General features: G+C 63.0%; 16 protein-coding genes, 2 rRNA genes and 2 pseudogenes. 9 read left to right on the forward strand and 11 right to left on the reverse strand.

Annotated elements, in window-relative coordinates; all coding sequences use genetic code 11:
• Window positions 1-16: 16 nt before the first annotated feature.
• Window positions 17-3,091 (reverse strand): FAD-binding and (Fe-S)-binding domain-containing protein, encoded by a 3,075-nt coding sequence (locus tag ACSFC5_RS16255; protein WP_440766279.1) that lies wholly within the window; start codon window positions 3,089-3,091, stop codon window positions 17-19.
• A 909-nt stretch (window positions 3,092-4,000) separates the two neighbouring features.
• On the reverse strand, window positions 4,001-4,873 hold the full coding sequence (locus tag ACSFC5_RS16260) for a 3-hydroxyacyl-CoA dehydrogenase family protein (protein ID WP_440766280.1): 873 nt from the start codon (window positions 4,871-4,873) through the stop codon (window positions 4,001-4,003).
• A gap of 455 nt (window positions 4,874-5,328) precedes the next feature.
• Between ACSFC5_RS16260 and ACSFC5_RS16265 the strand changes: the two genes are divergently transcribed.
• Window positions 5,329-6,471, forward strand: a complete 1,143-nt coding sequence (locus tag ACSFC5_RS16265) for a thiolase family protein (protein ID WP_440766281.1) — start codon at window positions 5,329-5,331, stop codon at window positions 6,469-6,471.
• A 160-nt stretch (window positions 6,472-6,631) separates the two neighbouring features.
• Here ACSFC5_RS16265 and ACSFC5_RS16270 read toward each other — a convergent pair whose 3' ends face one another.
• The 4 genes from ACSFC5_RS16270 to ACSFC5_RS16285 all read right to left on the reverse strand — a co-directional run bounded on the left by ACSFC5_RS16270 (window position 6,632) and on the right by ACSFC5_RS16285 (window position 12,797).
• The gene (locus tag ACSFC5_RS16270) at window positions 6,632-7,771 is read right to left on the reverse strand and encodes an acyl-CoA dehydrogenase family protein (RefSeq protein ID WP_440766282.1); all 1,140 of its coding nucleotides are present in this window, start codon (window positions 7,769-7,771) and stop codon (window positions 6,632-6,634) included.
• Window positions 7,772-7,993: 222 nt separating this feature from the next.
• Window positions 7,994-9,550, reverse strand: a complete 1,557-nt coding sequence (locus ACSFC5_RS16275) for a long-chain-fatty-acid--CoA ligase (protein WP_440766283.1) — start codon at window positions 9,548-9,550, stop codon at window positions 7,994-7,996.
• Window positions 9,551-9,635: 85 nt separating this feature from the next.
• Window positions 9,636-11,732, reverse strand: a complete 2,097-nt coding sequence (locus ACSFC5_RS16280; protein ID WP_440766284.1) for a TRAP transporter permease — start codon at window positions 11,730-11,732, stop codon at window positions 9,636-9,638.
• A gap of 9 nt (window positions 11,733-11,741) precedes the next feature.
• Window positions 11,742-12,797: a TAXI family TRAP transporter solute-binding subunit gene (locus tag ACSFC5_RS16285; protein WP_440766285.1), complete on the reverse strand. Its 1,056-nt coding sequence runs from the start codon at window positions 12,795-12,797 to the stop codon at window positions 11,742-11,744.
• A 268-nt stretch (window positions 12,798-13,065) separates the two neighbouring features.
• Here ACSFC5_RS16285 and ACSFC5_RS16290 point away from each other — a divergent pair, with 268 nt between their 5' ends.
• From ACSFC5_RS16290 to rdfA, 3 genes and pseudogenes are all read left to right on the forward strand, one after another.
• Window positions 13,066-14,229: an acyl-CoA dehydrogenase family protein gene (locus ACSFC5_RS16290; protein WP_440766286.1), complete on the forward strand. Its 1,164-nt coding sequence runs from the start codon at window positions 13,066-13,068 to the stop codon at window positions 14,227-14,229.
• A 224-nt stretch (window positions 14,230-14,453) separates the two neighbouring features.
• On the forward strand, window positions 14,454-15,218 hold the full coding sequence (locus ACSFC5_RS16295; protein ID WP_440766287.1) for an IclR family transcriptional regulator: 765 nt from the start codon (window positions 14,454-14,456) through the stop codon (window positions 15,216-15,218).
• 298 nt (window positions 15,219-15,516) lie between these two features.
• Window positions 15,517-16,004: pseudogene (rdfA, locus tag ACSFC5_RS16300) on the forward strand (rod-determining factor RdfA).
• Between the two features lie 188 nt (window positions 16,005-16,192).
• Here rdfA and ACSFC5_RS16305 read toward each other — a convergent pair.
• Together ACSFC5_RS16305 and ACSFC5_RS16310 are read right to left on the reverse strand one after the other, a co-directional pair.
• Window positions 16,193-16,543 carry a cupin domain-containing protein gene (locus tag ACSFC5_RS16305; protein ID WP_440766288.1) on the reverse strand — a complete coding sequence of 117 codons (351 nt, stop codon included), beginning with the start codon at window positions 16,541-16,543 and terminating at the stop codon, window positions 16,193-16,195.
• Window positions 16,540-17,325 (reverse strand): SDR family oxidoreductase, encoded by a 786-nt coding sequence (locus tag ACSFC5_RS16310; RefSeq protein ID WP_440766289.1) that lies wholly within the window; start codon window positions 17,323-17,325, stop codon window positions 16,540-16,542. The genes ACSFC5_RS16305 and ACSFC5_RS16310 overlap by 4 nt, the downstream gene beginning before the upstream one ends.
• A 589-nt stretch (window positions 17,326-17,914) precedes the next feature.
• Between ACSFC5_RS16310 and ACSFC5_RS16315 the strand changes: the two are divergent.
• Both ACSFC5_RS16315 and ACSFC5_RS16320 read left to right on the forward strand, forming a co-directional pair.
• Window positions 17,915-18,025, forward strand: a pseudogene (locus tag ACSFC5_RS16315) (helix-turn-helix domain-containing protein); the annotation flags it as partial.
• Between the two features lie 60 nt (window positions 18,026-18,085).
• Entirely contained in the window at window positions 18,086-18,313 is a 228-nt protein-coding gene (locus ACSFC5_RS16320) for an IclR family transcriptional regulator domain-containing protein (RefSeq protein WP_440766290.1), read from the forward strand.
• 203 nt (window positions 18,314-18,516) lie between these two features.
• Here the strand turns inward: ACSFC5_RS16320 and ACSFC5_RS16325 are convergent, their stop codons facing one another.
• The gene (locus ACSFC5_RS16325; protein ID WP_440766291.1) at window positions 18,517-19,809 is read right to left on the reverse strand and encodes a nickel pincer cofactor-dependent isomerase, group 22; all 1,293 of its coding nucleotides are present in this window, start codon (window positions 19,807-19,809) and stop codon (window positions 18,517-18,519) included.
• Between the two features lie 305 nt (window positions 19,810-20,114).
• On the opposite strand from ACSFC5_RS16325, the gene ACSFC5_RS16330 reads away from it, so the two are divergent.
• From ACSFC5_RS16330 to ACSFC5_RS16340, 3 genes are all read left to right on the forward strand, one after another.
• A complete protein-coding gene (locus tag ACSFC5_RS16330; RefSeq protein ID WP_440766292.1) occupies window positions 20,115-21,332 on the forward strand; it encodes a mandelate racemase/muconate lactonizing enzyme family protein in 1,218 nt (405 codons plus the stop codon).
• A 63-nt stretch (window positions 21,333-21,395) separates the two neighbouring features.
• The gene (locus ACSFC5_RS16335; protein WP_440766293.1) at window positions 21,396-22,574 is read left to right on the forward strand and encodes a CaiB/BaiF CoA transferase family protein; all 1,179 of its coding nucleotides are present in this window, start codon (window positions 21,396-21,398) and stop codon (window positions 22,572-22,574) included.
• A 1,231-nt stretch (window positions 22,575-23,805) separates the two neighbouring features.
• The gene (locus ACSFC5_RS16340) at window positions 23,806-24,069 is read left to right on the forward strand and encodes a hypothetical protein (RefSeq protein ID WP_440766294.1); all 264 of its coding nucleotides are present in this window, start codon (window positions 23,806-23,808) and stop codon (window positions 24,067-24,069) included.
• 137 nt (window positions 24,070-24,206) lie between these two features.
• Here the strand turns inward: ACSFC5_RS16340 and rrf (ACSFC5_RS16345) are convergent.
• Window positions 24,207-24,328, reverse strand: a 5S ribosomal RNA gene (rrf, locus tag ACSFC5_RS16345).
• Window positions 24,329-24,395: 67 nt separating this feature from the next.
• Window positions 24,396-24,504, reverse strand: a 5S ribosomal RNA gene (gene rrf / locus ACSFC5_RS16350); the annotation flags it as partial.

Consider the following 24,504-nt stretch of genomic DNA (forward strand, 5'->3'; position numbering starts at 1 on the left):
CGTTCGACTCCTTACCTCACTCGAGCGCCGCGTCGACGAACTCGATCGGCGTCGGCGGCTCCTCGGTCGCGCCGGGGCGGTTCTCGAGTTGGGTTCGGCAGGACGCGCCGGGGGCGACGACGCGCTCGCCGTCGCTCTCGTCGACCTGCTCGTACAGGATCGAGGCGATGGCGTCGCTCATCGAGGCGTGCTCGGCCTCGTAGCCGAAGGAGCCGGCCATCCCACAACAGCCCGAGTCGAGCGGCTCGACAGCGTAACCCGCCCGCCGCAGGACGCCGACCGCGTGGTGGTCCTTCCGGGTCGCCTTCTGGTGGCAGTGGCCGTGGTAGGTGAGCGCCTCTCCAGCGGCGTCAGCGTCGAAGGCGATCTCCTCGTCCAGACGGAAGGCATCGATATACTCGCAGACGCCGTAGGTCGCGCCTGCCACCTGCACCACGCGCTCGTCCGTGAGCAGGTCGCCGTAATCGAGCTGGAACATGACCGCGTCCGAGGGCTCGATGACGACGATCTCCCAGCCGTCCTCGACGAGCGGGGCGAGCTTCGAGACGTTCTCGTGGGCCGTCTCCCGGGCCGTCTCGAGGAAGCCCTTCGAGTACGCCGGCCGACCCGTATCGCCGAGTTCGTCGGGCACCGTGACGTGGACGTTCGCGGCCTCGAGGACGCGAACGGCGGCCTTCCCGGCCGCGGGGTGGTTGTAGTTCGTGTAGGTGTCGGGGTAGACCACCGCCCTGCGGTCGGCCTCCTGCTCGCTAATCTGTGCGCCGCCTCGCTTTTCGAACCAGTCCCGGAACGTGTTCGCGTGGAACGTCGGCAGCGAGCGACTCGAGTCGATTCCCATCGTTGCCTCAAGAACCTTTCGCGCCCCGGGGAGCTTCGACGCGGTGTTCGAGAGCGGCGCGAGACGCGAGCCCCACGCCGAGAGCGTCGCGACGTTCGCGAAGAGCCGATCCCGAAGCGTCGAGCCGTTGCGCTGGTGGTACTCGTGGGTCACTTCGGCCTTGAGCTTCGCCATGTCGACCTCGCTCGGACAGTCGATGGCACAGCCCTTACAGCCGATACACAGCCCCATCACCTCCTCGACGAACTCGTCGGAGAAGGCCTCGCCGGGCTCTAAATCGCCGCTCATCGCCTGCCGGAGTCCGTTCGCCCGCCCGCGAGTGGTCGTGATCTCCTCGCGACTCGCGCGGAAGGTCGGACACATCACGCCGCCGGTCGTCTCCTGTTCGCCACGACAGCCGCCACAGCCGTGACAGAGTTCGACCATTCCTTGCATCCCGTTATCGTTTTCCCAGACGAGTTCGGGTTCGAAGCCGGCCTCGAACTCGTAATCGGGATCGAATCGCAGGTGTTCGCGCAGGTCTGTCGGATCGTCCTCCCGGAAGACGACCTGTCCCGGATTCAAGAGCCAGTCGGGGTCGAACGCCGTCTTCAGGTCCTGGAAGCTCCGCCAGAGGTCGTCGCCGTAGAGCTTCTGGTTCCACTGGGTTCGGGCGCGGCCGTCGCCGTGTTCGCCCGAGACGCTCCCCCCCAATTCGACCACGAGGTCGGTGACGGCGTCCGCGATGCCGTGGAGTTGATCGATGCCGATCTCGGACTTCGTGTTCACCAGCGGGCGGATGTGGAGGACGCCGGGCCCCGCGTGGGCGTAGAACGCGGCGTAGGTGTCGTGGTCCTCCAGGATCGACTCGAAGCCCTCAACGAACTCCGGAAGCTGGGCCGGCGGGATCGCCGTATCCTCGATGAACGAAATGTGTTTCTCGTCGGTCGTCCGCGAGAGCAAGATCGGGAGCCCGGACTTGCGGAGCTTCCAGAGCTGTGCCCGTTCTTCTTTCTCGTAGGCCTCGAGCGCCTCGATGGCGAGCGTTTCGGCCTCCGTTTGCGGCGCGTCCGCGGACGGCACCCCGGTCGGTGTCGCCGACGGAAAGCGGTCAGCGAGCAGGCCCGCCACCTGCTCTTTCCCGTGATCCGCGTCCTCGGCGTAGAACTCGACGAGCAGGACGGCGTTCGTCCCGTCGGGGAGGATCTCGGTAACCGGCCCGAACTCCGCCGTGTCGCGGGCCAGATCAATCAACACGTCGTCGAGTACCTCCACCGCGGACGGGTCGTGGGCGAGGATCGGCTCGACGTCCCGCATCGCGTCGTGAAGGTCCGAATAACACAGCAGGGTGACGGCTTTCGTCTCGGGGATGGGCTCGAGCGAGACCGTCGCCTCGGTGACGATGGCGAGCGTCCCCTCGCTGCCGGCCAGCAAGCGCGCGAGGTTGACGGTGCCGGGTTCGCCGGTGTCTTCACCCCCCGGCATCGTTTTTCCGCGAGCCTCCGCGACGAGTCGGTCGAGGTTGTACCCCGAGACGTTGCGTTTCAGGTCGGGATAGGCCTCCTCGATCAGGTTGCCCTCTTCTTCGAGAATCCTGTCGACTTCGGCGTAAATACGGCCCTCGAGGTCGCCGTCCGAATCGGCGCGATCGGAGATTTTCTCGAGCGTGACCTCGCCGAACGTGGTCACGGTTCCGTCGGAGAGGACGGCTTCGACCTCCTCGATGTAGGCGTCGGTCTTGCCGTACTTCAGGGAGTGCGAGCCCGTCGAGTTGTTGCCGATCGCGCCGCCGATGGCGCTCTTGTCGCCCCACGCGGGGTCGGGCGCGAACTTCAAGTCGTGGGTGGAAAGCGCCTCGTTCAGCGTCCCGAGGATCGTCCCGGGCTGGACCGTCGCCGTCCGCTCGTTCGGGTTGATCTCGAGGATCTCGTTCATGTGCCGCGAGAAGTCGAGCACCACGGCGCGGTTGACCGTCTGTCCGGCGAGACTCGTTCCGCCGCCCCGCGGGAGCACCGGAATCTCGCGTTCGGCGCAGTAGTCGACGATGCCGGTGACGTCGGCCGTCGACTCCGGAAACGCGACCGCGATCGGCGTCAGCTCGTAGGGGCTCGCGTCGGTCGCGTACAGTTCGCGGGAGTAGGAGTCCGCGCGGACCTCGCAGTCGACGAGGGTCTCGAGGTCATCGACCAGCGCCGGACGATCGACGTCGTCGCTCCGATAATCGTAGTTCGCGCGTCGGTCGGCGGCCGGGTCGGCGCTCGGCTCCAGAGACATACCGCGTACTAACGCACAGACGGCTAAAAGCGTCCGGCATTAGCCAACCGCTCAGTCGTCGATATTGCAGACTCCTCGGTTGCGTCCGGACGGAAGCGCGGCCGCTACGGACGAATTATATCGGTGTCCGACACTGATTCGCGATGCCGGCTGGCCGTTCGCGAGTTTACGGGTCGCTCGAGCGATTGGTGTCCGTCTCTCGAAGGGCGTGGTAACGGGGGAGTCGGCTGCTGGTTCGACGAACCGACTGGCCGATCGGAGCGGATCTCGAGGCTCCGATCGCCCGTTGGGGATGCAATCTGGTGGTGATCGAGTGGAAACGGCCCCGTCGTTTTCCCACGGACGCCCCCGGGGCCACCGTTCGGGTGACGAACGGCAGGCGTTCTTGGTGGTCAGCGCTAACAAGCGACGCCCCTTACTAGTTGGGGCGTCGATATCGGGATTAGCGAGCGGCCACCACCCGCTCGAGCACTGCCGCTTCACCGACGGGAGACCGAATTGTAAGTCTAATATCAGATTCAGTATATGTGTTTTCAAAATATATGAATATTAGAGATTGATTCTCGGAAGAAACGCAGTCGCTCACGACATGACTACCAGTAGAGCAGTACAGTGCCTGAATCGCCCGCTGAGGTCAAATTCTATCGGGATTCGAACTGGGTCCGAATCGGTGCGTGGAGTCGGCGGCCACAACGAAATTTCGTCTCAAAGCGCCGCTCAGGTCGGAATATTCGGAGATCTGACGGTCGTCCATTGCAAACCTGACCGGTCATCGATATCGTTCGGCGAAATAGTCTAGATACCGATATATTTGTGTACTAATCAGCTGTTATATGTCTTTGTCGCGCCGAGTCCGCCACCGACGAGTGAACGATACTGACCGGCGACCGTCGGGGCTCAGTCGTCACCCTATTCGCCGCTCGTGCCGACGCGCTCGCCGTCCTCCCAGACGTAGTAGCCCTCGCCGGTCTTCTTGCCGAGATTGCCCGCACGGACCTTCCGTCGCAGCGACTGGGGCGGTTTGAACCGCTCGCCCAGTTCCTCGCGGAGGTGTTCGGCAATGTGCAGTCGGACGTCGAGGCCGACGTGATCGGTCAGCTCGAGGGGCCCCATCGGATGCCCGTAGCCGATTTCCATCCCTTCATCGATGTCTGCGGGGCTGGCGACGCCCTGCTCGACCATCCGAATCGCCTCGAGGCCGAGCGCGATCCCCAGTCGCGAGGTCGCGAACCCGGCCGTGTCGCGGACGACGACGTCCTCCTTCTCGATTCCCCGCACGTAGTCGACGGCGAACTGCTCCGTTCGGTCGTCGGTCTGCTCGGCGATGATGATCTCGACCAGATCCATGATGTGAGGCGGGTTGAAGAAGTGCAGCCCGACGGCGCGCTCGGGGTGCTCGAGCGCGCTGGCCATCTCCGTCACCGACAGCGAGGACGTGTTCGAGGCGATGACGGTGTCCTCGCTCGCGGCGTCCTCGACGTCTGCGAAAACCTCCTTTTTGAGGTCCATATCCTCCGGCACGGCCTCGACGACGAGGTCGGCGTCCTCGACGGCCGCCTCGAGGTCGGTCGTCCCCTCGATGCGCTCGAGGGTCGCCTCCATCTCCTCTTCGCTCAGTTTATCTCGGTCGACGCCGCCCTGCAGGTTGTTTCGGATGCCCTCGAGCCCGTTCTCGACGAACTCCGCCTCGATGTCCCGCAGGATCACGTCGTGGCCCGCCATCGCCGACACCTGCGCGATCCCGTGTCCCATGCTTCCGGCTCCCAGAACTGTGACTTGCATACGTGGAGCCACTGCAGAAACTATCAAAAGCGTTCCCTTTCGAACAAACGGCGTCAGTACGCACCTGAACCGGTATTTCATTGCTCGAGTCGAATCAGCCCACGTGGCGCGCGCTGTCGATCGCCCCTGAGCGACAGCGAAGGACGATCGACGAAATTGCGCGAGGGATGAGCGAACGATCGAAGTGAGTGAGCGAATCGGTTGGGGAGGACGTGGCAATCCTAGCCGCCAGCAGTTGTTTTCTGCTCGGTGTTTCGTCATACTCAGAAAGCCCCGAGAGTCTCGAGTCGGGGGCTCGCTGTGCTCCTCGGTTCGCTCCCGTCGTTCACCTGCGGTGCTTGCTCTGCGAGACGCGGAGCGTCTCGCTGACTCCTCGCTCACTGAACCACGGATCTACGGTCGAATGACGAAGAACGGAGCTACTTTGGGTTCGGAGCGCGAGTCATTTAGTACCAATGAGCGACCAGCAGCCAGTGATCGTCGAGGCAGTCAGAACTCCACAGGGCAAACACGGCGGCGTCTTCGCCGAAACCGGCAGCGAAGAGCTTTCGGTCCCGCTCGTGAACGCGATACTCGAGCGAATCGGACTCAGCGGCGACGACGTCGACGACATCCGGTGGGGCTGTGCGAAGCAGGTGAACGAGCAGAGCAACAACATCGCGCGCGTCATCGCCCTGCTCTCGGACCTCGGCGAGGAGGTTCCGGGGACGACCATCGACCGACTCTGTGCGTCCTCCGCCGAAGCGATCATGAGCGCCAGCGACGCCATTCGGGCGGGCCAGCGCGAGGTCATCCTCGCCGGCGGCGTCGAGAACATGTCCCGCAACGAGCGTCGGAAGGGGATCGGCTCCTACGACGGCATCGCCGAGCAGTACGACGCCGCGGGGCTCCAGATGGGCCAGACCGCAGAGAAGGTCGCCCGCGAGTACGACATCTCGCGGGACCGGCAAGACGAGTACGGCGCGCGAAGTCAGCAACGCGCCAACGAAGCCACGGAAGCGGGCAAGTTCGACGACGAAATCGTCCCCATCGACACGGGCGAACAGGTCGTCGAGGAAGACGAGGGCCTGCGTCCCGGCACCACGACGGAGAAGATTTCGGGGCTTCCGCCGGCGTTCGAAGAGGACGGCACCGTCACCGCCGCCAACGCCTCGCAGGTTTCGGACGGGGCCGCGGGCGTCCTGCTCACGAGCCGGGAGTTTGCCGAAGACAACGACCTCGAGATCCGCGCCGAAATCGAGGATCACAACGTGGCGGGCGTCGACCCAACCGTCATGGGAATCGGCCCGGTCCCCGCCGTCCGCGGCATCTGGGAGCGCAACGGTCGCTCCGCGGAAGACTACGACCGCGTCGAACTCAACGAGGCGTTCGCCAGCCAGACGCTGTACTGCCAGGACGAACTCGGCTTCGACGACGACGTCTTCAACGTCAACGGCGGCGCCATCGCCATCGGCCACCCGCTGGGTGCCTCGGGTGCCCGCCTGCCGGTCTCGCTGATCCACGAACTCGAGCGCGAGGGCGGCGGACTCGGGCTCTCGACGATGTGCGTCGGCTACGGGCAGGGCGCGGCCGTGGAGTTCCGAGTTCCGGAGCAGTAACCGCGCTCGGTGGGACTCGAGGCCCGTTTTTTGCGCACTGCGACTGAGCACCGGCCGTCGAATCACGGGATACGCTCGAGCGGGAGACGGCGCTCGAGCAGTCTCGACCTACGATCCGCTGTTCGGCGAGAAAAACGGCAGAATCGATTCGGGATCCGGTCTACAGGATCTGGTCGGCGATGATGTTCTTCTGGATCTCCGAGGTGCCCTCGTAGATCTTCGTGATGCGAGCGTCACGGTAGTAGCGCTCAGCGGGGTAGTCCGTGACGTAGCCCGAGCCGCCGTGGACCTGGACGCCCTCGTCGGCGACTTCGACGGAGATTTCGGAGGCGAACAGCTTCGCCATGCTCGAGTACTGCGCGGCGACGTCCTGGTTGTTCTTCTCGACCTGGCTGGCGGCGCGGTAGGTCAGCGAGCGGGCGGCTTCGACCTTGGTCGCCATCTCGGCGAGCTTGTGCTCGATGGCCTGGAACTCCTTGATCTTCTGGTCGAACTGCTCGCGCTCGTTGGCGTACTCGATCGCGGCGTCGAGAGCACCCTGTGCGGCGCCGACGGCCTGTGCGGCGACGCTGGTTCGGCCGGAGGCGAAGAACTCCATCAGCTGGTAGAAGCCCTTATCGACTTCGCCGATGACGTTGTCCTCCGGAACGCGGACGTCGTCGATGATGACCTCGGCGAGGTCGGAGGCGCGGATGCCGAGCTTGTTGGTGATCTTGTCGGTCGAGACGCCGTCGCGGTCCATCTCGACGAGGAAGGCGGTGATCCCTCGGTGGCCCTCGCCGGGGCTGGTCTTGGCCATCAGGACGCCGACGTCGGCGACGGTGCCGTTGGTGATCCACATCTTGTTGCCGTTGAGGACGTACTCGTCGCCGTCCTTCTCGGCGACCGTCTCGATGCCGGCGACGTTCGAGCCGTGTGCGGGCTCGGAGATCATCGAACAGGAGGCGGTTTCGCCGCCCGCGACCTTGGGGAGCCACTCCTCTTTCATCCACTCGTCGCCGAACTCGATGATCATGTTCGTCCCGAAGCCGGCGGAGCCGACGGCCGATCCGATACCGGGGTCCGCGCGCCAGAGTTCCTCGGTGACGATGGTGCTCGAGATCTTGTCCATGCCGGCACCGCCGTAGTCGATCGGGATGCTCGGTGCGACGAAGTCGTACTCGGCGGCCTTTCTGCGGATCTCCTCGGGGTACTTGTGCTCGCGGTCGTGCTCCTCCGCGACCGGAGCCATCTCGTTTTCACCGAACTCGCGAACGGCCTCGCGAATCGCATCGTGCTCGGCGGACAGCGTGAATGCCATATATCACGGTTGTTGTCCGGTACCAAAATAGCTTCGATGTATTCAACAGTTGCAACATATCGCCAACTGATTTCGAACGTTGTAAATCAAAGTTCGGCGTGGAGAAGCATCTGCTGCGATATTGAGCGAGCCGCTCCCCCTCTGTATTTACAGTGGTAAGCCGTGTGGCGATGGTGCTCTCGAGCGAGCCGTCCCACTCCCCACTGTTTTACAGCGTGCGGGCTACTCGTCCTCGCCGCGGATCTTGAACTTCTGGACCTTGCCGGTCGTGGTTCGGGGCAGTTCCTCGACGAACTCGACCTCGCGTGGATGTTTGTACGCGGCCATGTTCTCGAGGCAGTACTCTTTGATCTCCTCGGGCGTCGTCTCGGCGTCCGGCGTGGGAACGACGAGGGCCTGGACGGTCTCGCCGCGTCGGTCGTCCGGCACGCCGACGACCGCGGCGTCGGCGATATCCTCGTGTTCGAACAGCAACTCCTCGACTTCGCGCGGGTAGACGTTGTAGCCGCCGGTGACGATCATGTGCTTCTCGCGGTCGACGACGTAGTAGAAGCCGTCCTCGTCCCAGTAGCCGATGTCGCCGGTGTGGAACCACGTCTGACCGCCCTCCTCGGTAAAGGCCTCCTCGTTGGCTTCGGGCAAGCCGTAGTAGCCCGCCATCACGTTGGGGCCGGAGACGACGAGTTCGCCGGTGATCTCGGTCAGATCGGTCTCGCCTTCGTCGATCGGTCCTTCCTCGACCCGGGTCACCGTCTCGAAATCCCCGTCGACCACCTTCGCGTCCATCCCGTCGAACGGCTTCCCGATGCTGCCCTTCCGGCGAGTGCCGGGCCCGTTCGCGTGCGTCGTCGGACTCGTCTCCGTCAGGCCGTAGCCCTCGTAGAGGGTCGGGCCGAAGAGCTCCTCGAAGCGCTCGAGCACTTCCATCGGCAGACTCGAGCCCCCGGAGTTGACGAACCGGAGCGAGGAGAGATCGAACTCGTCGGCCTCGGGGTGGTTGATCATGTCGTTGAACATCGCCGGCACGCCGAACATGACGGTGATGCCCGCAGATTCGATCATCGTCATGACCTCGGTGGAATCCCACTCGGGGACGGGGTAGTAGGCCGCGCCATTGAACAGGGCCCCGTTCATCACGACGGACATGCCGTAGATGTGAAACAGCGGCAGCGTGCCGATCAGTTTGTCGTCGGAGTCGATGCCGCCGATCAGGTCGGAGTTCGCTTTCGCCGTCCACGCGAGGTTGTCGTGGGTGAGCAAGACCCCTTTCGGCGTCCCCGTCGTGCCGCTCGTGTAGGGCTGGACGGCGATATCGTCGTCCGCGCGGTCGACGATCTCGAGGGTGTCCTCGGCGAGGAACGCTTCGAAATCGGTCGCATCCTCGACCTCGTCGCCCACGCTGATGACCTGCTCGACGTCGGTTTCGTCGACGACTTCGGCAACTGCCGGAACGTTCGCCGAGAGCGTGACGACGGCTTTCGCCCCGCTGTCGGAGAGGAGGTGGGAGATCTCTCGAGCCTTGTACTGCGGGTTCATCGGGACGACGATCCCGCCGGCCCGCAGCGTCCCCTGGAACGCCGTGACGAACTGCGGGAGGTTCGGCAGGTAGATCGCGACGCGGTCGTCGGCACCGATGTCGTAGTTCTCGAGTGCCCGGGCGAACTGTCCGGCACGTGTCCAGAACTGCTCGTAGCTTAGTTCGGTGTCGTCGAAGACGACCGCCGGCGAGTCCGGCCGTTGCTCGACACTCTCGGCGACGTTCGTCACGAGATTGGTCATGGCTATACGTGAGGGTCGTGTGAACACCACAAAAGGATTATTACTCGGTGCGCGGGGAGGTGGCAACCGAAAGATAGCTCCGCGATCAGTCGGCCTCGACCGACGAATCCACCGACTCCCGCTCGGCCTCGTGATCGTAGCCGACAACGAATCGAGCGTACGCCAACGCGCCGACGATGGCAGCCGCAGCGGCAATCTGGACGCCGACGTGGACGATCGAGCCGAACATGGCGGCGAACGCGATCAGGAAATAGATCCCACGAACCGGATGCGAGAGATCGTGTGCGCCGTCGAAGCCGATGGTCGCGACGATCAGCCCGACCGTGCCCGCGAGGACGACCGGAAACGCGATCAGCGTGTCCTGCGACCAGTAGATGAGACTGTTGTTCGTGACGAACGCGAACGGAATCACGAAGCCGGGAGCGCCGAGCCGAAGCGCCTGCACGCACGACTTCATGAAGCTCGAGCCGGCGATCCGTGAGCCGATCGCGACCGAAATCGCAACCGGCGGCGTGATCGCCGACAGCATCGCGAAGTAGAACACGAACATGTGCGTCGTGATCTCGGGCACACCCATTTCGATGACGCCGGGTGCGACCAGTACGACGACGAGGATGTACGCCGCGGGCGTCGGCATCCCCAGCCCGAACATGATGCTCGCAATCATCGCCAGAACCAACACGATCAGCAGGCTCCCATCGCCGAGACCGATAATAGTCGTGCTGACGCGCGTCGAGAGGCCGGTAAACGTGACCATCTCGATAATGACGCCCATCGAGGCGAGGACGCCGACGAGCGGCGCCATCTCGAGACCACCGGTCCGCAGCCCGGAGACGGCCTGTTTGCCGAGATCGATGATCGACTCGCCATCTAATTCGTTGTCGCGGGCCGTGGTTCCAGCCGCCTTCAGCGACCCGACGAGGAATATGGTGATGATCGAGTACAATCCGGCGGTGAGCGGCGTGTACCGGAGATAGATGAGCGTGACGAGCAACACGCCGAGTGGGATCACGAAGTGAATTCCGCCGAGCAGCATTCGGCGATCGAACGAACCCGTATTCGGCGAGGTCCAGCCGTATTTCAACACGGCGAAGTGAACGCCGATACCGACGCTGAAGTAGAATAGCGCGGCCGGGATGACGCCCGCCTGAATAATGTTGACGTAGCTAACGCCGAGGAGGTCCGCCATGAGGAACGCAGCGACGCCCATCACCGGCGGCAACATCTGGCCCCCGGCGGAGGCGACGGCCTCGATCGAAGCCGCGAAGTCGCTGTCGACCCCCTGGTCTTTCAGCATCGGGATCGTGAAACTTCCCGTCGTCGCGGTGTTCGCCGCGGCACTCCCGGTGATCGAGCCCATGATCATACTCGCAATAACGGCGATCTGGACGACACCGGTCCGCAACGACTTGCCGAGTTCACGACCGACATCCAACACGAAGTCCATCAGTCCGTAGGCCTTCGCGATGCCGGCGAACATGATGAAAATCGCGACCCACGTCGAGCCGATTCCCATCAGCGTATCGTGGTACACGCCAGTCAGTTCGATCGCCCCCTGACGAGAGATTCGCGTCCAGTCGAATCCGGTGTGTCGGAAGACGCCCGGAAGGTTCGGACCGACGTACGAATGCGCGTAGATGATCGACGCGACAGCGACGGACGCGATCACGTTTCCGAACGCCCGTCTCGTCGCGTCGATTACCAGTACGATCAGTGCAACCCCAACGTAGAGATCCATCTGGGTGTGACCGAGCAGATGGACGTCCTGCTCGAGTCTCACGAAGTGGTACTCGACGTACGCGGTCGCTGCAAGCGCAAGCCCGGCGAAACCGATCGCGATCAGCGGATCGATACGTCCGTAGGCCGACTTGATGCGGTCGAGCGTCGTTATCGACTCGGCGTCGATTACCGACGGGGTCGCATCGTCCGCTACGTCCGGCACTTCGTCGTCGGGTTCGTCGTAGTGTTGTCGCGCGACGTCGAGGTAATACAGTGCTACCCCTAGCCCCAGGAAGATGACCGAGTACCGGAGCCTGACGAACATCAACGTGTAGGCGTAGTAGATCGTGTACAGCGTGAACGTAACGGCGAGAGCCGACACTACCCCGTCGAGTACCGAGAACGGAGTGATGCGTCTACCGCTGGCGGTCGACTGTTCGGTGGGAGACGAACTTGCTGACATCAGCAGATGTTATGGCTCGTCGTGGCGTTCGAAATCGTCGTGCCAGAGGCCCAGTTCCTCGTAGAAGTCCGCGGCGGCGGCGTGGAACGGAACGTCGTCGTACATGTTCTCGACCCAGAAGTCCTCCTCCTCGAGTCGTGCGAGCACCGCGCTGTAGTCTTCCAACTCCGATCGGTGCTCGTGCATCGTCTCGAGGAAGTTGTAGACGGTATCGTAGTCGAGGTCCGCCCGGCTAATGAAGTTGTACGCGAACGTTGGACAGTGGACTTCGTCCGGCGTGTACGCGGCGTCTTCGAGTTCGTCGCCATCGAACGACTGGATCAGCAGTTGATCGTCATCTTCCCACTCGTCGAGGACATCGTCCGCACCGAGAACCCGGAGGTCGACGCTCCCCATCATTTCCTGTGTCCAGCCGGGGACGAGACCGAAGTTCATGTACGTCGCGACACCGACGTCGAGTCGACCTTCGTTCATCGCGCTGCCCTGTTCGCCGAATCCGATGCTGATTCGGTCGTAGCTATCGGTTGCGTGCCCGAGTGCTTGCTCGAGTGCCGGCGCCGTACCGGATCCTTCTGGCGTCGGCGAGACCGAGTGCCCATCGATGTCGGAGACGTTACTCAGGTCCTCGTTGGCCGAACAGAAGAACCACGGCAGGTCGTAGAAGTGGAATATCTGCGCCATCTCGAAGTCGAGATCGCCGAACACACCTTGGCCTTCGGCGACCTCTCGAGCCGACCAGTTCTGAATATAGACCATCTCGGCTTCCTCGTTGTTGAGGGCGCCGAGATTCGCCTCCGTCCCGGGGCTCGTCTGTGCTTCGACGAACAGATCGTCCGAGTGTTCGTTGATGACCGCAGCGATCCCTTCGTTCGCAGCGTAGGCGGCCGTCGTCGACTCCGACGTTCGCATTCGGATGGTTCCCTCGTCGGCACCACCGTTGCCACCACCGTCGCCGTTGTCTTCCCCGAGACAGCCGGCGAATGCAGTGGTTGCTCCAATCCCCGTTGCTGCAAGGAACGATCGCCGAGTCTTACCCCTACCAGTGACGTTTCTTCCGTTCACCATGAGAGGAGAGTACATACTTATCGCCTATAATACTTCCGCAAATCAAATCACTCTTAAACATCCAACAACAGTAGGAGTGGGGAGGTGAGACAGTAATTGCATCGTTAAAATTCATCCGCGCCAGCATCGAAATGAAGGTTCCCTCTCAGAACTTGTTTGGTAGTACTACACTCGCAACCGGAATCACCGTCAAAAGATTGTATCAACAGCCTATTCGATTGTCAATAAGTACCGCAATACCTATTGCGCTGTTAGCGTAGGTTCAGGTATGCTGGACTTCGTCAATCTCGAGGCAGACCTCGACCAGGAAGAGCGCATGATCCGGGACACGGCCCGGGAGTTCGTCGAAGAACACGTCAAGCCCGACATCGGCGAGCACTTCGAAAACGGCACGTTCCCGAAAGAGCTCATCACCGAGATGGGCGACCTGGGATTTTACGCGCCGAATCTCGAGGGCTACGGCTCGCCCAACGTCTCCGAGACGGCGTACGGACTCCTGATGCAGGAGCTCGAGGCCGGCGACTCGGGACTGCGGTCGATGGCGTCGGTGCAGGGCGCACTCGTCATGTACCCCATCCACGCGTACGGCAGCGAGGAGCAGAAAGAGGAGTGGCTCCCGGCGATGGGGCGAGGCGAAGCGATCGGCTGCTTCGGCCTCACCGAACCCGAACACGGCTCGAATCCGACGGCCATGGAGACCTACGCCGAACGCGACGGCAACGGCTACGTCCTCAACGGCTCGAAGACGTGGATCACGAACTCACCGATCTCGGACGTCGCGATCGTCTGGGCGCGCGACCGCTCCGCCGAGGACACCCCCGTTCGCGGCTTCCTCGTCGAGACCGACCGCGACGGCGTCAGTACGAACAAGATCGACGAGAAGCTCTCGCTGCGCGCGTCGATCACGGGCGAGATCGGGCTCAACAACGTCCACGTTCCCGAGGAGAACGTCCTCCCGGGCGTCGAGGGAATGAAGGGGCCGCTGTCCTGTCTGACCCAGGCCCGCTACGGGATCGCCTGGGGGGCCATCGGCGCCGCTCGAGACTGCTTCGAGGAGGCCCGCCAGTACGCCAAAGACCGCGACCAGTTCGGCGGCCCGATCGGTCGATTCCAGCTCCAACAGCGCAAACTCGCGGAGATGGGCACCCAGATCACGCTCGCCCAACTGCTCGCCTACCGGCTCGCCGAACTCAAAGAGCGCGGCGAGATGCGTCCGCAGCACGTCTCGATGTCCAAGCGAAACAACGTCCGCATGGCGCGCAACCAGTCGCGGATCGCCCGCGAGATGCTCGGCGGTAACGGGATCACCACCGACTACTCCCCGATGCGCCACATGGCCAACATGGAGACGGTCTACACCTACGAGGGGACCCACGACATCCACACGCTCGTCCTCGGCGAGGAGTTCACCGGTATCGCGGCCTACCAGTAACCTCGCCCCTTCCGCACGCCGTTTTTTCGTCGGTACAGGCGTTCGAATGTCGAGTACGGCGATCGCCTCTTACGCCCAGCGCACCATTGCGAGAGAGGGAGTTCCCTATTTCATATAGCGGAACAACAGCTCGGCACGTCGGACGGAGGACGATTCGTTCCGCATAGCGACACGTTCGTTTTGCTATCCGGAACATTAATTGAGATCGTGACGTATACCCGTGTATGAGCACACACGGGGAGGACGAATCCGACGCCGGGGTCTCGACGACACGAAAGACGTTCGAGATCCTCGAGGCGCTCAAAGCGGAGGAGGGGGTGACGATCACGGAGCTCACGCGACGGACGGGGTTGAGCAAGAGCACCGTCTATCGACACCTGACGACGCTCACTGACATGGGGTACGTCGTCGAACGCGACGGCGGCTACTACATCGGGTTTCGGTTCCTCGAGATCAGCGAACAGGCTCGAACCCGGAAGACGGGATACACGGCCGCGAAGCGAAAAGTGTTCGAACTGGGGCAGGAAACCGACGAGCGGGCCGTGTTTATCGTCGAAGAGGAAGGGGAGGGCGTCTACGTCCACCGGTACGGCAGTCTCACGGATACGATGATCGGCAAACGCCGACCGCTGCACTCGCTGGCCTCCGGAAAAGTTATTCTCGCGGAGTGGACCGACGACGCCGTCCGCGAGTTCGTCGCAGAGAACGGACTCGAGGCGATTACGGACAACACGATCACGGACCCCGACGTCCTCTACGAGGAACTGGATCGCATCCGCGAGCGCGGCTACGCCGTGAACAACCAGGAGCATATGAACGGCCTCTGTGGCGTCGCCGTCCCCGTCTACACCCCCGACGACGAATTTCTCGGCGCACTGGGCGTCTTCGGGCCGACGAGCCGATTCAAGGACGAGTACCTCCACGAGGAGTTGCCCGGTCTCCTCTGGGATAAGGCGGGCGAGATCAGAGTCACCCTCGCCTACGGCTGAGCCGAGGGTTCGAATGGTGAACTGGCGGGCCGGTAGCGACGACTGTTGAGTCATCTGCCCGTCGACCGACCACCCTCCGGTCTTCCGCCAGAAGCGACGGCTCGTTCCGCTCGAACGGTCTCTGCCGAACATTCGTCCGGTCGCCAATGAATTCCGAACACTCCGGTTGCGGGCGGGCAACGACCGGATGATGAAACGCGACGTAGCGGCATCGAAACGACTTTCCACGGGTCACGAGCAGCCACGCCGCATGGACGAGCGGAATAGGAGTTCCGGACCGATGCCGAAAGTCGCGTGACTGCTCGAGAAGTCCGAACCCGAGTTCGTCGCCGACGCCCTCGAGGCCCAGTGGACCCACCCCGACGAGCGAAAGAGCCTCCGAGCGCTCGCCGATTCGTTCAACGAACGCCTCCTCAGGGCCGCACTCGAGGCCGAACGAATCGAGACGATCACCGAAAACGTCGGCCACCGCTACGACCTGCTCGATCGGACGACGAGCAGCCGCGGCGAGCAGTTACAGGCCAGGCGACGCCTCGAGCGGGACGGTGTCGACGTCGAGACCCTGATCGACGAGTTCGTTTCGTATGGCGCAATCCGGTCGTACCGCACGGCTATCGCGACGCGTCGCTTCCGGAGACGACCGACACCGACGTCCGCCGAGCGGAACGGAACGCCATCGAAAGCCTCCGCCAACGAACGGTCGCCGTAACTGAAAGCAAACTGACTCGTCTCCGGAACACCGGCCGACTGGATATCGGGTCGCATCGAGTGCTCGCGAACGTCTAGGTCGTCCGTGAGGACTGCCACAACCGTACGACGTCGACGAACTGCTCGAGGCGGAGGGGGCAACTGTGACGCGCCGTAGCGGTCGAGTCTGAACCCTCGGAGGTTGTTTTCAAAAAAGGAAGGTTCTAGAGGGGGTAGAGGGGGTATTCAATGAACGGTCAGATACCGAGTGTTCTCCGACGCGACGGTCACTCCTCGCGATCCGTCCAGAAGTCGAACGAGCGGCCGGGCGCGAACGCGTCGAGCCCGACGGCCAGTTCGTCGCCGGTGTTCTCGACCCTGTGCGGTTCGTCGGACTCGAGCAGGACGGAGTCGAACCGCTCGAGGGTCACCGACTCGCCGTCGTCGGTCGTGACCGTGAGTTCGCCCTCGAGGCAGAGACAGACCTGCTCGTTCTCGTGGTCGTGCATCGGCGAGCTGTGGCCCGGCGGTTTCTCGAACCACTCGAAGGAAAACTGGTCGCTGCCGGCCATCGAGACGCGTCGCCACCCCTCGTCGGGCTCGTACGTCGCCGCGTCGTCGAAGTCGACTGGCTTCATAGGTTCGCCCCCGTGGAGCCGCCGTCGATCAGGACGCTCTCGCCGTTGATGTAGCCCGAAACCGGCGAGGAGAGGAACGCGACGGTGTTGCCCAGTTCCATCGGGTCGCCGACCCGCTCGAGGGGGTTGCTCGCCCAGTCGTCGAGTCCCTCCTCGTAGGAGTCGTAGTCACCGCGGTCGACGGCCTGGTTGACGAGGTCTTCGATGCGTTCGGTCTCGTGCGGGCCGGGGAGGACCGCGTTGGTCCGGACGTCGGGCGCGAACTCCTTCGAGAGCGTCTTCTCGAGCCCGATAACGCTCATGCGGACCGAGTTCGAGAGCACCAGACTGTCGATGGCCTCCTTGACGCTTCGCGAGGTGATGTTGACGATCGTTCCCTCCCCCTCGCGCAGGTGTGGTTCGGCCTCGCGGGCGAGTCGGACGACGCTCATCACGAGCAGGTCGTAGGCCTCGTACCAGTCGTCGTCGTCGGTGTCCAGGAACGGCCCCGACGGCGGACCGCCGGCGCTCGTCACGAGGTGGTCGATCCCGCCGAACTCGTCGACGGTCGTCTCGATCAGCGTCTCGATGTCGTCCTCGTTCGTGAGGTCGCCCTGCTGGGCGACGACGTCGCCCGCCGCGACGTCCTCGATCTCCGCTCTCGCGTCCTCGAGTCGGTCCGCGTCGCGACCGTTGATGACGACGTTCGCGCCCTCCCGCGCGAGGGCCGTCGCCGAAGCCTTCCCCAGACCGCTCGAGGAAGCCGTTACGAGCGCTGCGTTGTCGGTGAGCTGTAAGTCCATCTCGTCCGTACTCCCAGAGGAAAAACCCAAAAAGCTTGCCGTTGCGGTAAGGGCCTGGGGCGGACCGAACGGGTGTAACCGCCCGTTCATCGGCGTCGCACGAACGAACTCGTCGACGTGGAGCGGACGCACAGTCGATGCGCCAGTTCGCGTTCACACCCATCCAGTTCCGCATACCGGAATGTGTTCCGCGCGAACAGCGGCGCTCTCTGCCGTACCGCGTCACCACCGAACTCGAGTCGACCGTCGACCGTCCTGCTATCGCGTTGCCGACCGGCACGTAAATTACAACCATATGAATGTAATTATGGGCTCGTACGCGCCGATTCGAAGCGAGAATCTTCCACAGTGCGGAACTCGTCTCTCTCGTTCGAGCGGCCGTACGTCGGTTCGAAGCGCTGTACCCCGGTTCCAGCCGTCGATCCACGATGAGAGACCGGCGCTCGGAGAGTTTCTCTTCCGTGTGACGGAGTTTATACGTCGAGTGATCGTAAGCGAACGCATGACGGACGACAACAATCCCAACCGGATCGGGAGCACGAAGACGAGCTTCGAGATCGTCCACGCGCTCTAAGAGAACGGCCCCTCCCGGCTCTCCGGGATCGCCGACCGACTCGAGTTGACGGAGAGTACCACCCACCGGCACCTGAACACGCTCTGTGACCTCCGGTACGTCTCGCGGCAGGGCGAACTGTACTAGATCGGTCTCCGCTTCGCCCGATTGGGCCGAGCAGCCCAGGCGAGGGAACCGGCCTATCAGATGGCGAAGCCGTACGTCCAGACGCTGGCCGAAGAGACCCAGGAGCGGGCGCAGTTCGTCGTCGAGGATCACGGTCTCGGGATCTATCTCTACGTAGAAACCGACAGCAACGCCGTCCGAGCCGGATTCGGCATCGGCCGACAGATCCATCTTCACTGCTCGTCCGCCGGCAAGTCGATCCTCGCCCAGTACTCGCGAGACCGCGTCGATACGATTCTCGACCGATGAGGGGTTCCGGCTCACACCGAGAACACGATCACCGACCGCGACGCGTTCTACGAGGAACTCGAGTTGAACAGCACCTACTCGTCGCCGAACAGCGCGGACGACCACGTGGTCGAGTGATACGGATTACGGTACCGATTTACCGGCGCAACCGCGCTCCGGGCGGCGGTCGCACCGGAAATGACTGACAGTAAACCGTATGACCGTCACTCGAACGACGCCGTTCCGTCGTCGAAGGCGAGTCGCTCGCGCTCGAGCACGGAGACCGACTCCCCGAGATCGGAGAGCAGCGCTTCCGAAACGCGGAACTCGGCGAGGTCAGTCGTGTTTTCGATCCAGACGACCCGGGCCGTCTCGGGATCGTACCCGCCGAGGGCGTTCAGCGCGACACGGATCGCCAGTTCGTCGTCCGGCGCGACGACGGGAAGCTTTGCCTTGGCAAGCGAGCCACTCGTCAGCGCGTTCGCGTAGGTTTTCTGCAGCTCGAGCTGGTCGACCGCCGCCCGGCGGGTGATATCCGCCAGCCCGATGCCGTTCCCGTTCCCGCTCGTCGCCTCGGTGAGTCCGCGGGCGTAGATCAGATCGATCGACGGCGTCTCCGGATCCGGCGCGTTGAGGACGCGGTATCGGCCGATCACGTTCGTATCCATTCCGGCGCCGGAGATCTCCTTCCCGAGTTCGTCGACGACGAGGAGATCGATATCGTCGACCGGCAGCGTCGCCATCTCCTCGCGGGCCCGCTCCAGCAGGGCGGGCTCGCGTCGCTCGAGCGACGGCCCGTCAATCGCCTCGATCTCCCCGAGCTCCTCGTGGAAGTTCTCCACGAGCGCGAGTCCGCCGAGTAGCGACACGGAATCCCTGATGGCTTCGACCAACGACTCGATGGTCGGCACGTAGCCGCGGTCGAGCGCCGTCGAGTGAAACGCCTGGGCGCCCCGTTGCTTGCCGAGCCCGACCGCGAGCATCTTGCAGAGCCCGCTCTCGAGCGGCCCGGTGAAGTTCGTGTGCGGCTTGATTCGATTGATCACCAGGACGGCGTCCGCCGCGAGCGCGGCGGTCGAGACGTAAACCGGCGTCGTCATCCCATCGACGTCGACCTCGTCGAGTTTCTCGACGTCCATCCGCGCGTCGATCGGTGCACCGACGTACTCCTCGGTGAGCCCTAGCGCGGCGAGGATCTCGCGCTGGCCCTCGGGGGTCGCGCCGCCGTGACTGCCCATTGCGGGGACGACAACGGGTTCGAACCCTCGATCTTCGATGTACGAGACCGTCTCGGCCGCGATGTCGGCGATTCGGTGGATGCCCCTGCTTCCGACTCCCACGGCGACCGTCGCGTCGGACTCGAGGTCGTCGAACGCGAGTCGGTCCAGCTCCGAGCGCGTCGTCGACAGCGGATCGGAGAGCGTGCTCGTCCGCGGCTCGTAGCTGACGCGCGCGAACGGCGGGGAGCCCTGTGGCTCGATGAGCGGTCCGATGTCGTCCCGGTCGGGAAACTCCATACGCGACATAGCGGGACCGGCGTGTTAATTCCTCTGAGAAAAAGTTGCCGATAGCTGAAGTGATTTAAATACACTCGTTCGTGACCGAGTATGGAGGTCGACCGCGTCGAGTCACTTCCAGTCGCGATCCCGCTGGAAGAGCCGGTATCCGTCTCCAGCAGAACGCTCAGGCATCGCGATCACGTACGTTCGAACCGAGAGCGGACTCGAGGGCCGCCACACGACCTCGAACGGCTGCGAAGCCACAATCGAGCGGTTCAACGAAGCCGACTGATACCGAATCACACGAGACACCGAGGATACGCATGAAAGACTTCTCAAACCAGATCACGAACCGGGACGAGAGCCGCGACGTCGAAATCACGGACATCAACACCTGCGTCGTCGAGGGCAACTTCGAGTGGAACCTGATCACAGTCGAGACCGACGCAGGCGTCACCGGAATCGGCGAGTCCTATCGGGGCGGCGGCGTCCCCGAACTCGTCGAGTACACCAAGCGGTTCCTGATCGGCGAGAACCCCCTCGACGTCGAACGACTCTACAGACAGATCATCCAGGAGATGTCCGGCCACGGCGGGACGACGGGAAAGGTCGTCACCGCCGCCTCCGGCATCGAGATTGCGCTGTGGGACGTAGCCGGAAAACTCCTCGACCTCCCGGTCTACCAACTCCTCGGCGGGAAGTTCCGCGACGAGGTTCGGATCTACTGTGACTGTCACGCCGGCGAAGCCTACGCCGTCGAGGACGGATCGACGGAGTACGCCACCGCGGAGGCCTACTCGCCGGAAGCGTACGCCAACGAGGCCCGCCGCGTCGTCGACATGGGCTTTACCGCGCTCAAGTTCGACCTCGACCTCGAGATGGACAACGACCCCGACCCGTTCAACGGTCGCCTCACAAACGGGGCCATCGAACACAAACGCGAGATCGTCGCGGCCGTGCGCGAGGAGATCGGCTACGAGATCGATCTCGCTTTCGACTGTCACTGGGACTACTCCGTCGAGAGCGCGAAACGACTCGCGTACAAGCTTCGGGAGTACGATCTGATGTGGCTCGAGGACCTGATCCCGCCGGAGAACATGGCCACCCAAACGGAGGTTACGAAGGCGACGAAGACGCCCATTGCGACCGGAGAGAACCGGTTCCGGGTGCACGAACTCTCCGAGCTAATCTACGATCACGGCGTCGACATCGTGACGCCGGACCCGACGACCGTCGGCGGGCTCAAAGAGACGATGCGCATCGCCGACCGCGCCGAGGAGAACTACATGCCGATCTCGCCGCACAACGTCTGCAGTCCGGTCGGGACGATGGCTTGTGTCCACCTCGGGGCCGCCATCCCGAACTTCGACCTCCTCGAGTACCACGCCCTCGAGGTCGACTGGTGGGACGACCTGATCCACCGGGACGAACCGCTCATCCGGGACGGCTACATCGAGGTGCCCGAGACGCCGGGCATCGGCGTCGAACTGGACGAGGACGTGGTCGAAGCGCACACGCTCGAGGGGACGACGACGTTCTGACCGGTCACCCACCGCTGCGGGCGAATGCGTGGATTTACGTCGTTATCCGCGAGAGGTAGTCCAATGACATCGACTTCGGCGGCCCCGCTGGACGGCGTTCGCGTGATCGACTGTACGCAGATGCTCTCCGGACCGTTCGCGACGCAACTGCTCGCGGATCTCGGTGCGGACATCGTCAAAATCGAGCGACCGAACCAGGGCGACATCACCCGGAACGTCGGCCCGAACGTCGGCGACTCGGAGATCACCGCCTACTTCGCGTCGTTGAACCGCGGGAAGCGAAGCGTCGAACTGGACCTGTCGACCGCGGACGGCGCCGCCGCCCTCGAAGCGCTCGTCGAGACGGCGGACGTCCTCGTCGAGAACTACCGACCCGGGACGATGGCGAAGTGGGGCCTCGGCTACGACGACCTGCGAACGGCGCGCGAGGATCTCGTCTACTGTTCGATCTCGGGCTTCCTCGAGGGTCCGTACCGCGATCTCCCGGCCTTCGACATGGTGGTTCAAGCGCTGAGCGGCAGTATGAGCATCACCGGGGAGGCCGACGGACCGCCGGCGCGTCCGGGCATTCCGATCGGCGACATCTGCGCGGGAATGTACGCCGTCATCGGAATCACGACGGCGCTGTACGACGGGGACGGCCAGTACGTCGACGTGCCGATGTTCGAGGGGTTGGTGTCGTGGCTCACCGAGCGAGCGGGGCGGACGTTCGTCACCGACGAACCCTATCCGCGCCAGGGGACCGTCCATCCGACGCTCGCACCGTACCGCACGTTCGAGACGGCTGACGGCTGGTTCGCGGTCGCGATCGGTAGCGACGGCACCTGGCGGTCGCTTTGTGACGCACTCGAGCGTCCCGACCTCGCGGCCGACGATCGGTTCGAAACGAACGACGAGCGCGTCGCCCACCGAGAGGCGCTGACGGCCGAACTCGTCCCGGCGTTCGAACGGCGGACGAACAACGAGTGGTTCGACCTGTTCCGCGATCACGGGATTCCCGGTGCCCCCGTCAAGGACACGCGCGAGGTGTTCGAGGACGAACACCTCCGGGCAAGCGGCGTCCTCTCCGACCTCGAGATCGACGGCGTCGAACTCCCGTTCCCCGTCTGTCCGATCGCGTTTTCCGGCTCGACGACCCGGTCGGGACACGAACCGCCACGGCTCGGCGAGCACACGGTTCCCGTCCTCTCGGAGTCGCTTCCGGAGGAGACAGTGGCCGCGATTCTCGAGCGACACGGGTAATCGAGTCGAGTCTCACGGCCGAAAAAACGGTGCCGAGCGCGGAGTCGGCGGTCACGGAGAACTCGAGGCGAACGACCCGTCCCACCCGGTAGCGATGGCGCTCTGCGAAACGATTCGCGCGGACACGCCGGCCCCGGCGAACTGGAAGAGACGGCCTGGATACACTATGATGAACACATCCAGCTAGAACAGCCAAAGCGAAGCGACAGCCTGAACCGTCGCTCGAGATCGAACGGGAAGTCGATCCCGTAGCTGATCGTCAGCGATCGCCGGTCCCCAAATTGATGTGTTCGCACCCCCGTCGTCACACGAAACGCCGCTGTCGGAGGACGAAAACGTCGCCTCGACACACATCGGTGCACAAACAACCGACCCCCTCCACAACATGCGCCTCGAATCGGCGGCGACCGTACAGCGCGTGTACAACGACGAGAGTCTCGACACAGCGATCACTGCTGACGCACTCCAAGGACGGCTCGTCCAGCCATCTGTTTCGCCGGTTATGGGCCTGTACATATAAAAAGACAGTAAAATAGGAGGTACGGAAATATATTATAGTATAGATATTTCTTTTCGCCGTCGGCTCTCCAAATCACTCGGAGAACGTAAAGCCCGTACGAGACTACATTCGATACTGCACTCTCCATGCGTAAAGGCGTCTCAGCGGCTTGTTCCTCGGCCCAGGATCTACGCGGAAAGGTGGTTCAGAGGTTTTCTACTCGGTCTGTCGGATCGGACGGAGATCGCTCTCCATCGATACCGCTATTCGCAGTTGCCGAGTTGTCTCGAGAATCGGTCGTTTTTCGATCGACAACAGTAACCCGCTATTGTCGTCGCCTGAGACGTTGTATTCCTGCATTAGCGATCCAACACGATCTCTCGACGGCCGTTAGCGCCCACGTTCTGTATCAGTCGGGAACAGTCAAACGAGTGCGATCAAAACCAGAATTCTCCATCTTATATACAGTTATGAAATATGGTAGTAAGCAAAAGCTCCCAGAGACAGATCGCGTTCATTCGTCGCCGCAGGTTTATCAATCAAGCCGGGGCCAACGGAGGTATGTCGCACCGACAACAGACGACGCGACGAACAGTCCTTCGATCACTCGGTTCACTCGGCGCCGTCACGCTTACAACGTCGGCAGTCGCGGGTGCACGGAGCGACCGCACCGCTCGAGAAGACCCAGCCCAGTCACACTCCCAGGCGTCGACAGCCGACGGTGACTGTGATGTGAATCAGTATATCGGTGTCGTCGACCGAATCGTCGACGGAGAGCACGTCGTGATCTTGCTCGAGGAAGACGGCGAACTCGTCGATCAACACGTTGCGCCACGGTCGGAACTCGAGGACGTCGACGAAAGCGACATTCTACTCGTCGTTATCAAAGACGACGAGTTGCTCGTGGCACAGCAACTACCCAAGCGCCCAGGGGAAAGTATGTCAGAGAGTCGGAACCGACGATCCGTTTCCGATCTCGCCGAGGACCTGTCGTAGTCGGCCGACGGTGAGATACATCTCGAACGGTATCCGAATCCGCTACGTTTTGAATACCCGCTGAATACTGAAACAGCGACAGCTACCGGGCGTACGTATGAAATGGTACGGAGCAGTTGCTCCGTGAGTGTAATGAGTAGGAGCGGCGAATCGCATTTCCCAGAGGCTCGCGCACTCCAGTACTCCGCGATACGCAGACGGGCTTATCTTCCGTGTTCGGGATGGGTACGGGAGGAACCCCGCCGCTCTGGCCGCTGTAACGTCGACCGGCGGAATCGAACCGCCGTCAGACCACTGTCGATGCTCGACGATATGTCGAGTATGAGTGAAGGCGGCGAATCGCATTTCCCAGAGGCTCGCGCACTCCAGTACTCCGCGATACGCAGATGAGCTTATCTTCCGTGTTCGGGATGGGTACGGGAGGAACCTCACCGC

This window comes from Natronorubrum marinum (assembly GCF_052040125.1).
In the GTDB taxonomy this organism is placed as follows: Archaea; Halobacteriota; Halobacteria; order Halobacteriales; family Natrialbaceae; genus Natronorubrum.

Bases quoted from the DNA above. Each gene is read 5' to 3' on its own strand.
- ACSFC5_RS16320 (WP_440766290.1), top strand. From the start codon at position 18,086: ATGGCGAAGCCGTACGTCCAGACGCTGGCCGAAGAGACCCAGGAGCGG.
- ACSFC5_RS16275 (WP_440766283.1), bottom strand. From the start codon at position 9,550: ATGACCAATCTCGTGACGAACGTCGCCGAGAGTGTCGAGCAACGGCCG.
- ACSFC5_RS16270 (WP_440766282.1), bottom strand. From the start codon at position 7,771: ATGGCATTCACGCTGTCCGCCGAGCACGATGCGATTCGCGAGGCCGTT.
- ACSFC5_RS16285 (WP_440766285.1), bottom strand. From the start codon at position 12,797: ATGGTGAACGGAAGAAACGTCACTGGTAGGGGTAAGACTCGGCGATCG.
- ACSFC5_RS16255 (WP_440766279.1), bottom strand. From the start codon at position 3,091: ATGTCTCTGGAGCCGAGCGCCGACCCGGCCGCCGACCGACGCGCGAAC.
- ACSFC5_RS16295 (WP_440766287.1), top strand. From the start codon at position 14,454: ATGAGCACACACGGGGAGGACGAATCCGACGCCGGGGTCTCGACGACA.
- ACSFC5_RS16325 (WP_440766291.1), bottom strand. From the start codon at position 19,809: ATGGAGTTTCCCGACCGGGACGACATCGGACCGCTCATCGAGCCACAG.
- ACSFC5_RS16280 (WP_440766284.1), bottom strand. From the start codon at position 11,732: ATGTCAGCAAGTTCGTCTCCCACCGAACAGTCGACCGCCAGCGGTAGA.
- ACSFC5_RS16265 (WP_440766281.1), top strand. From the start codon at position 5,329: ATGAGCGACCAGCAGCCAGTGATCGTCGAGGCAGTCAGAACTCCACAG.
- ACSFC5_RS16330 (WP_440766292.1), top strand. From the start codon at position 20,115: ATGAAAGACTTCTCAAACCAGATCACGAACCGGGACGAGAGCCGCGAC.
- ACSFC5_RS16290 (WP_440766286.1), top strand. From the start codon at position 13,066: ATGCTGGACTTCGTCAATCTCGAGGCAGACCTCGACCAGGAAGAGCGC.
- ACSFC5_RS16305 (WP_440766288.1), bottom strand. From the start codon at position 16,543: ATGAAGCCAGTCGACTTCGACGACGCGGCGACGTACGAGCCCGACGAG.
- ACSFC5_RS16310 (WP_440766289.1), bottom strand. From the start codon at position 17,325: ATGGACTTACAGCTCACCGACAACGCAGCGCTCGTAACGGCTTCCTCG.
- ACSFC5_RS16260 (WP_440766280.1), bottom strand. From the start codon at position 4,873: ATGCAAGTCACAGTTCTGGGAGCCGGAAGCATGGGACACGGGATCGCG.
- ACSFC5_RS16335 (WP_440766293.1), top strand. From the start codon at position 21,396: ATGACATCGACTTCGGCGGCCCCGCTGGACGGCGTTCGCGTGATCGAC.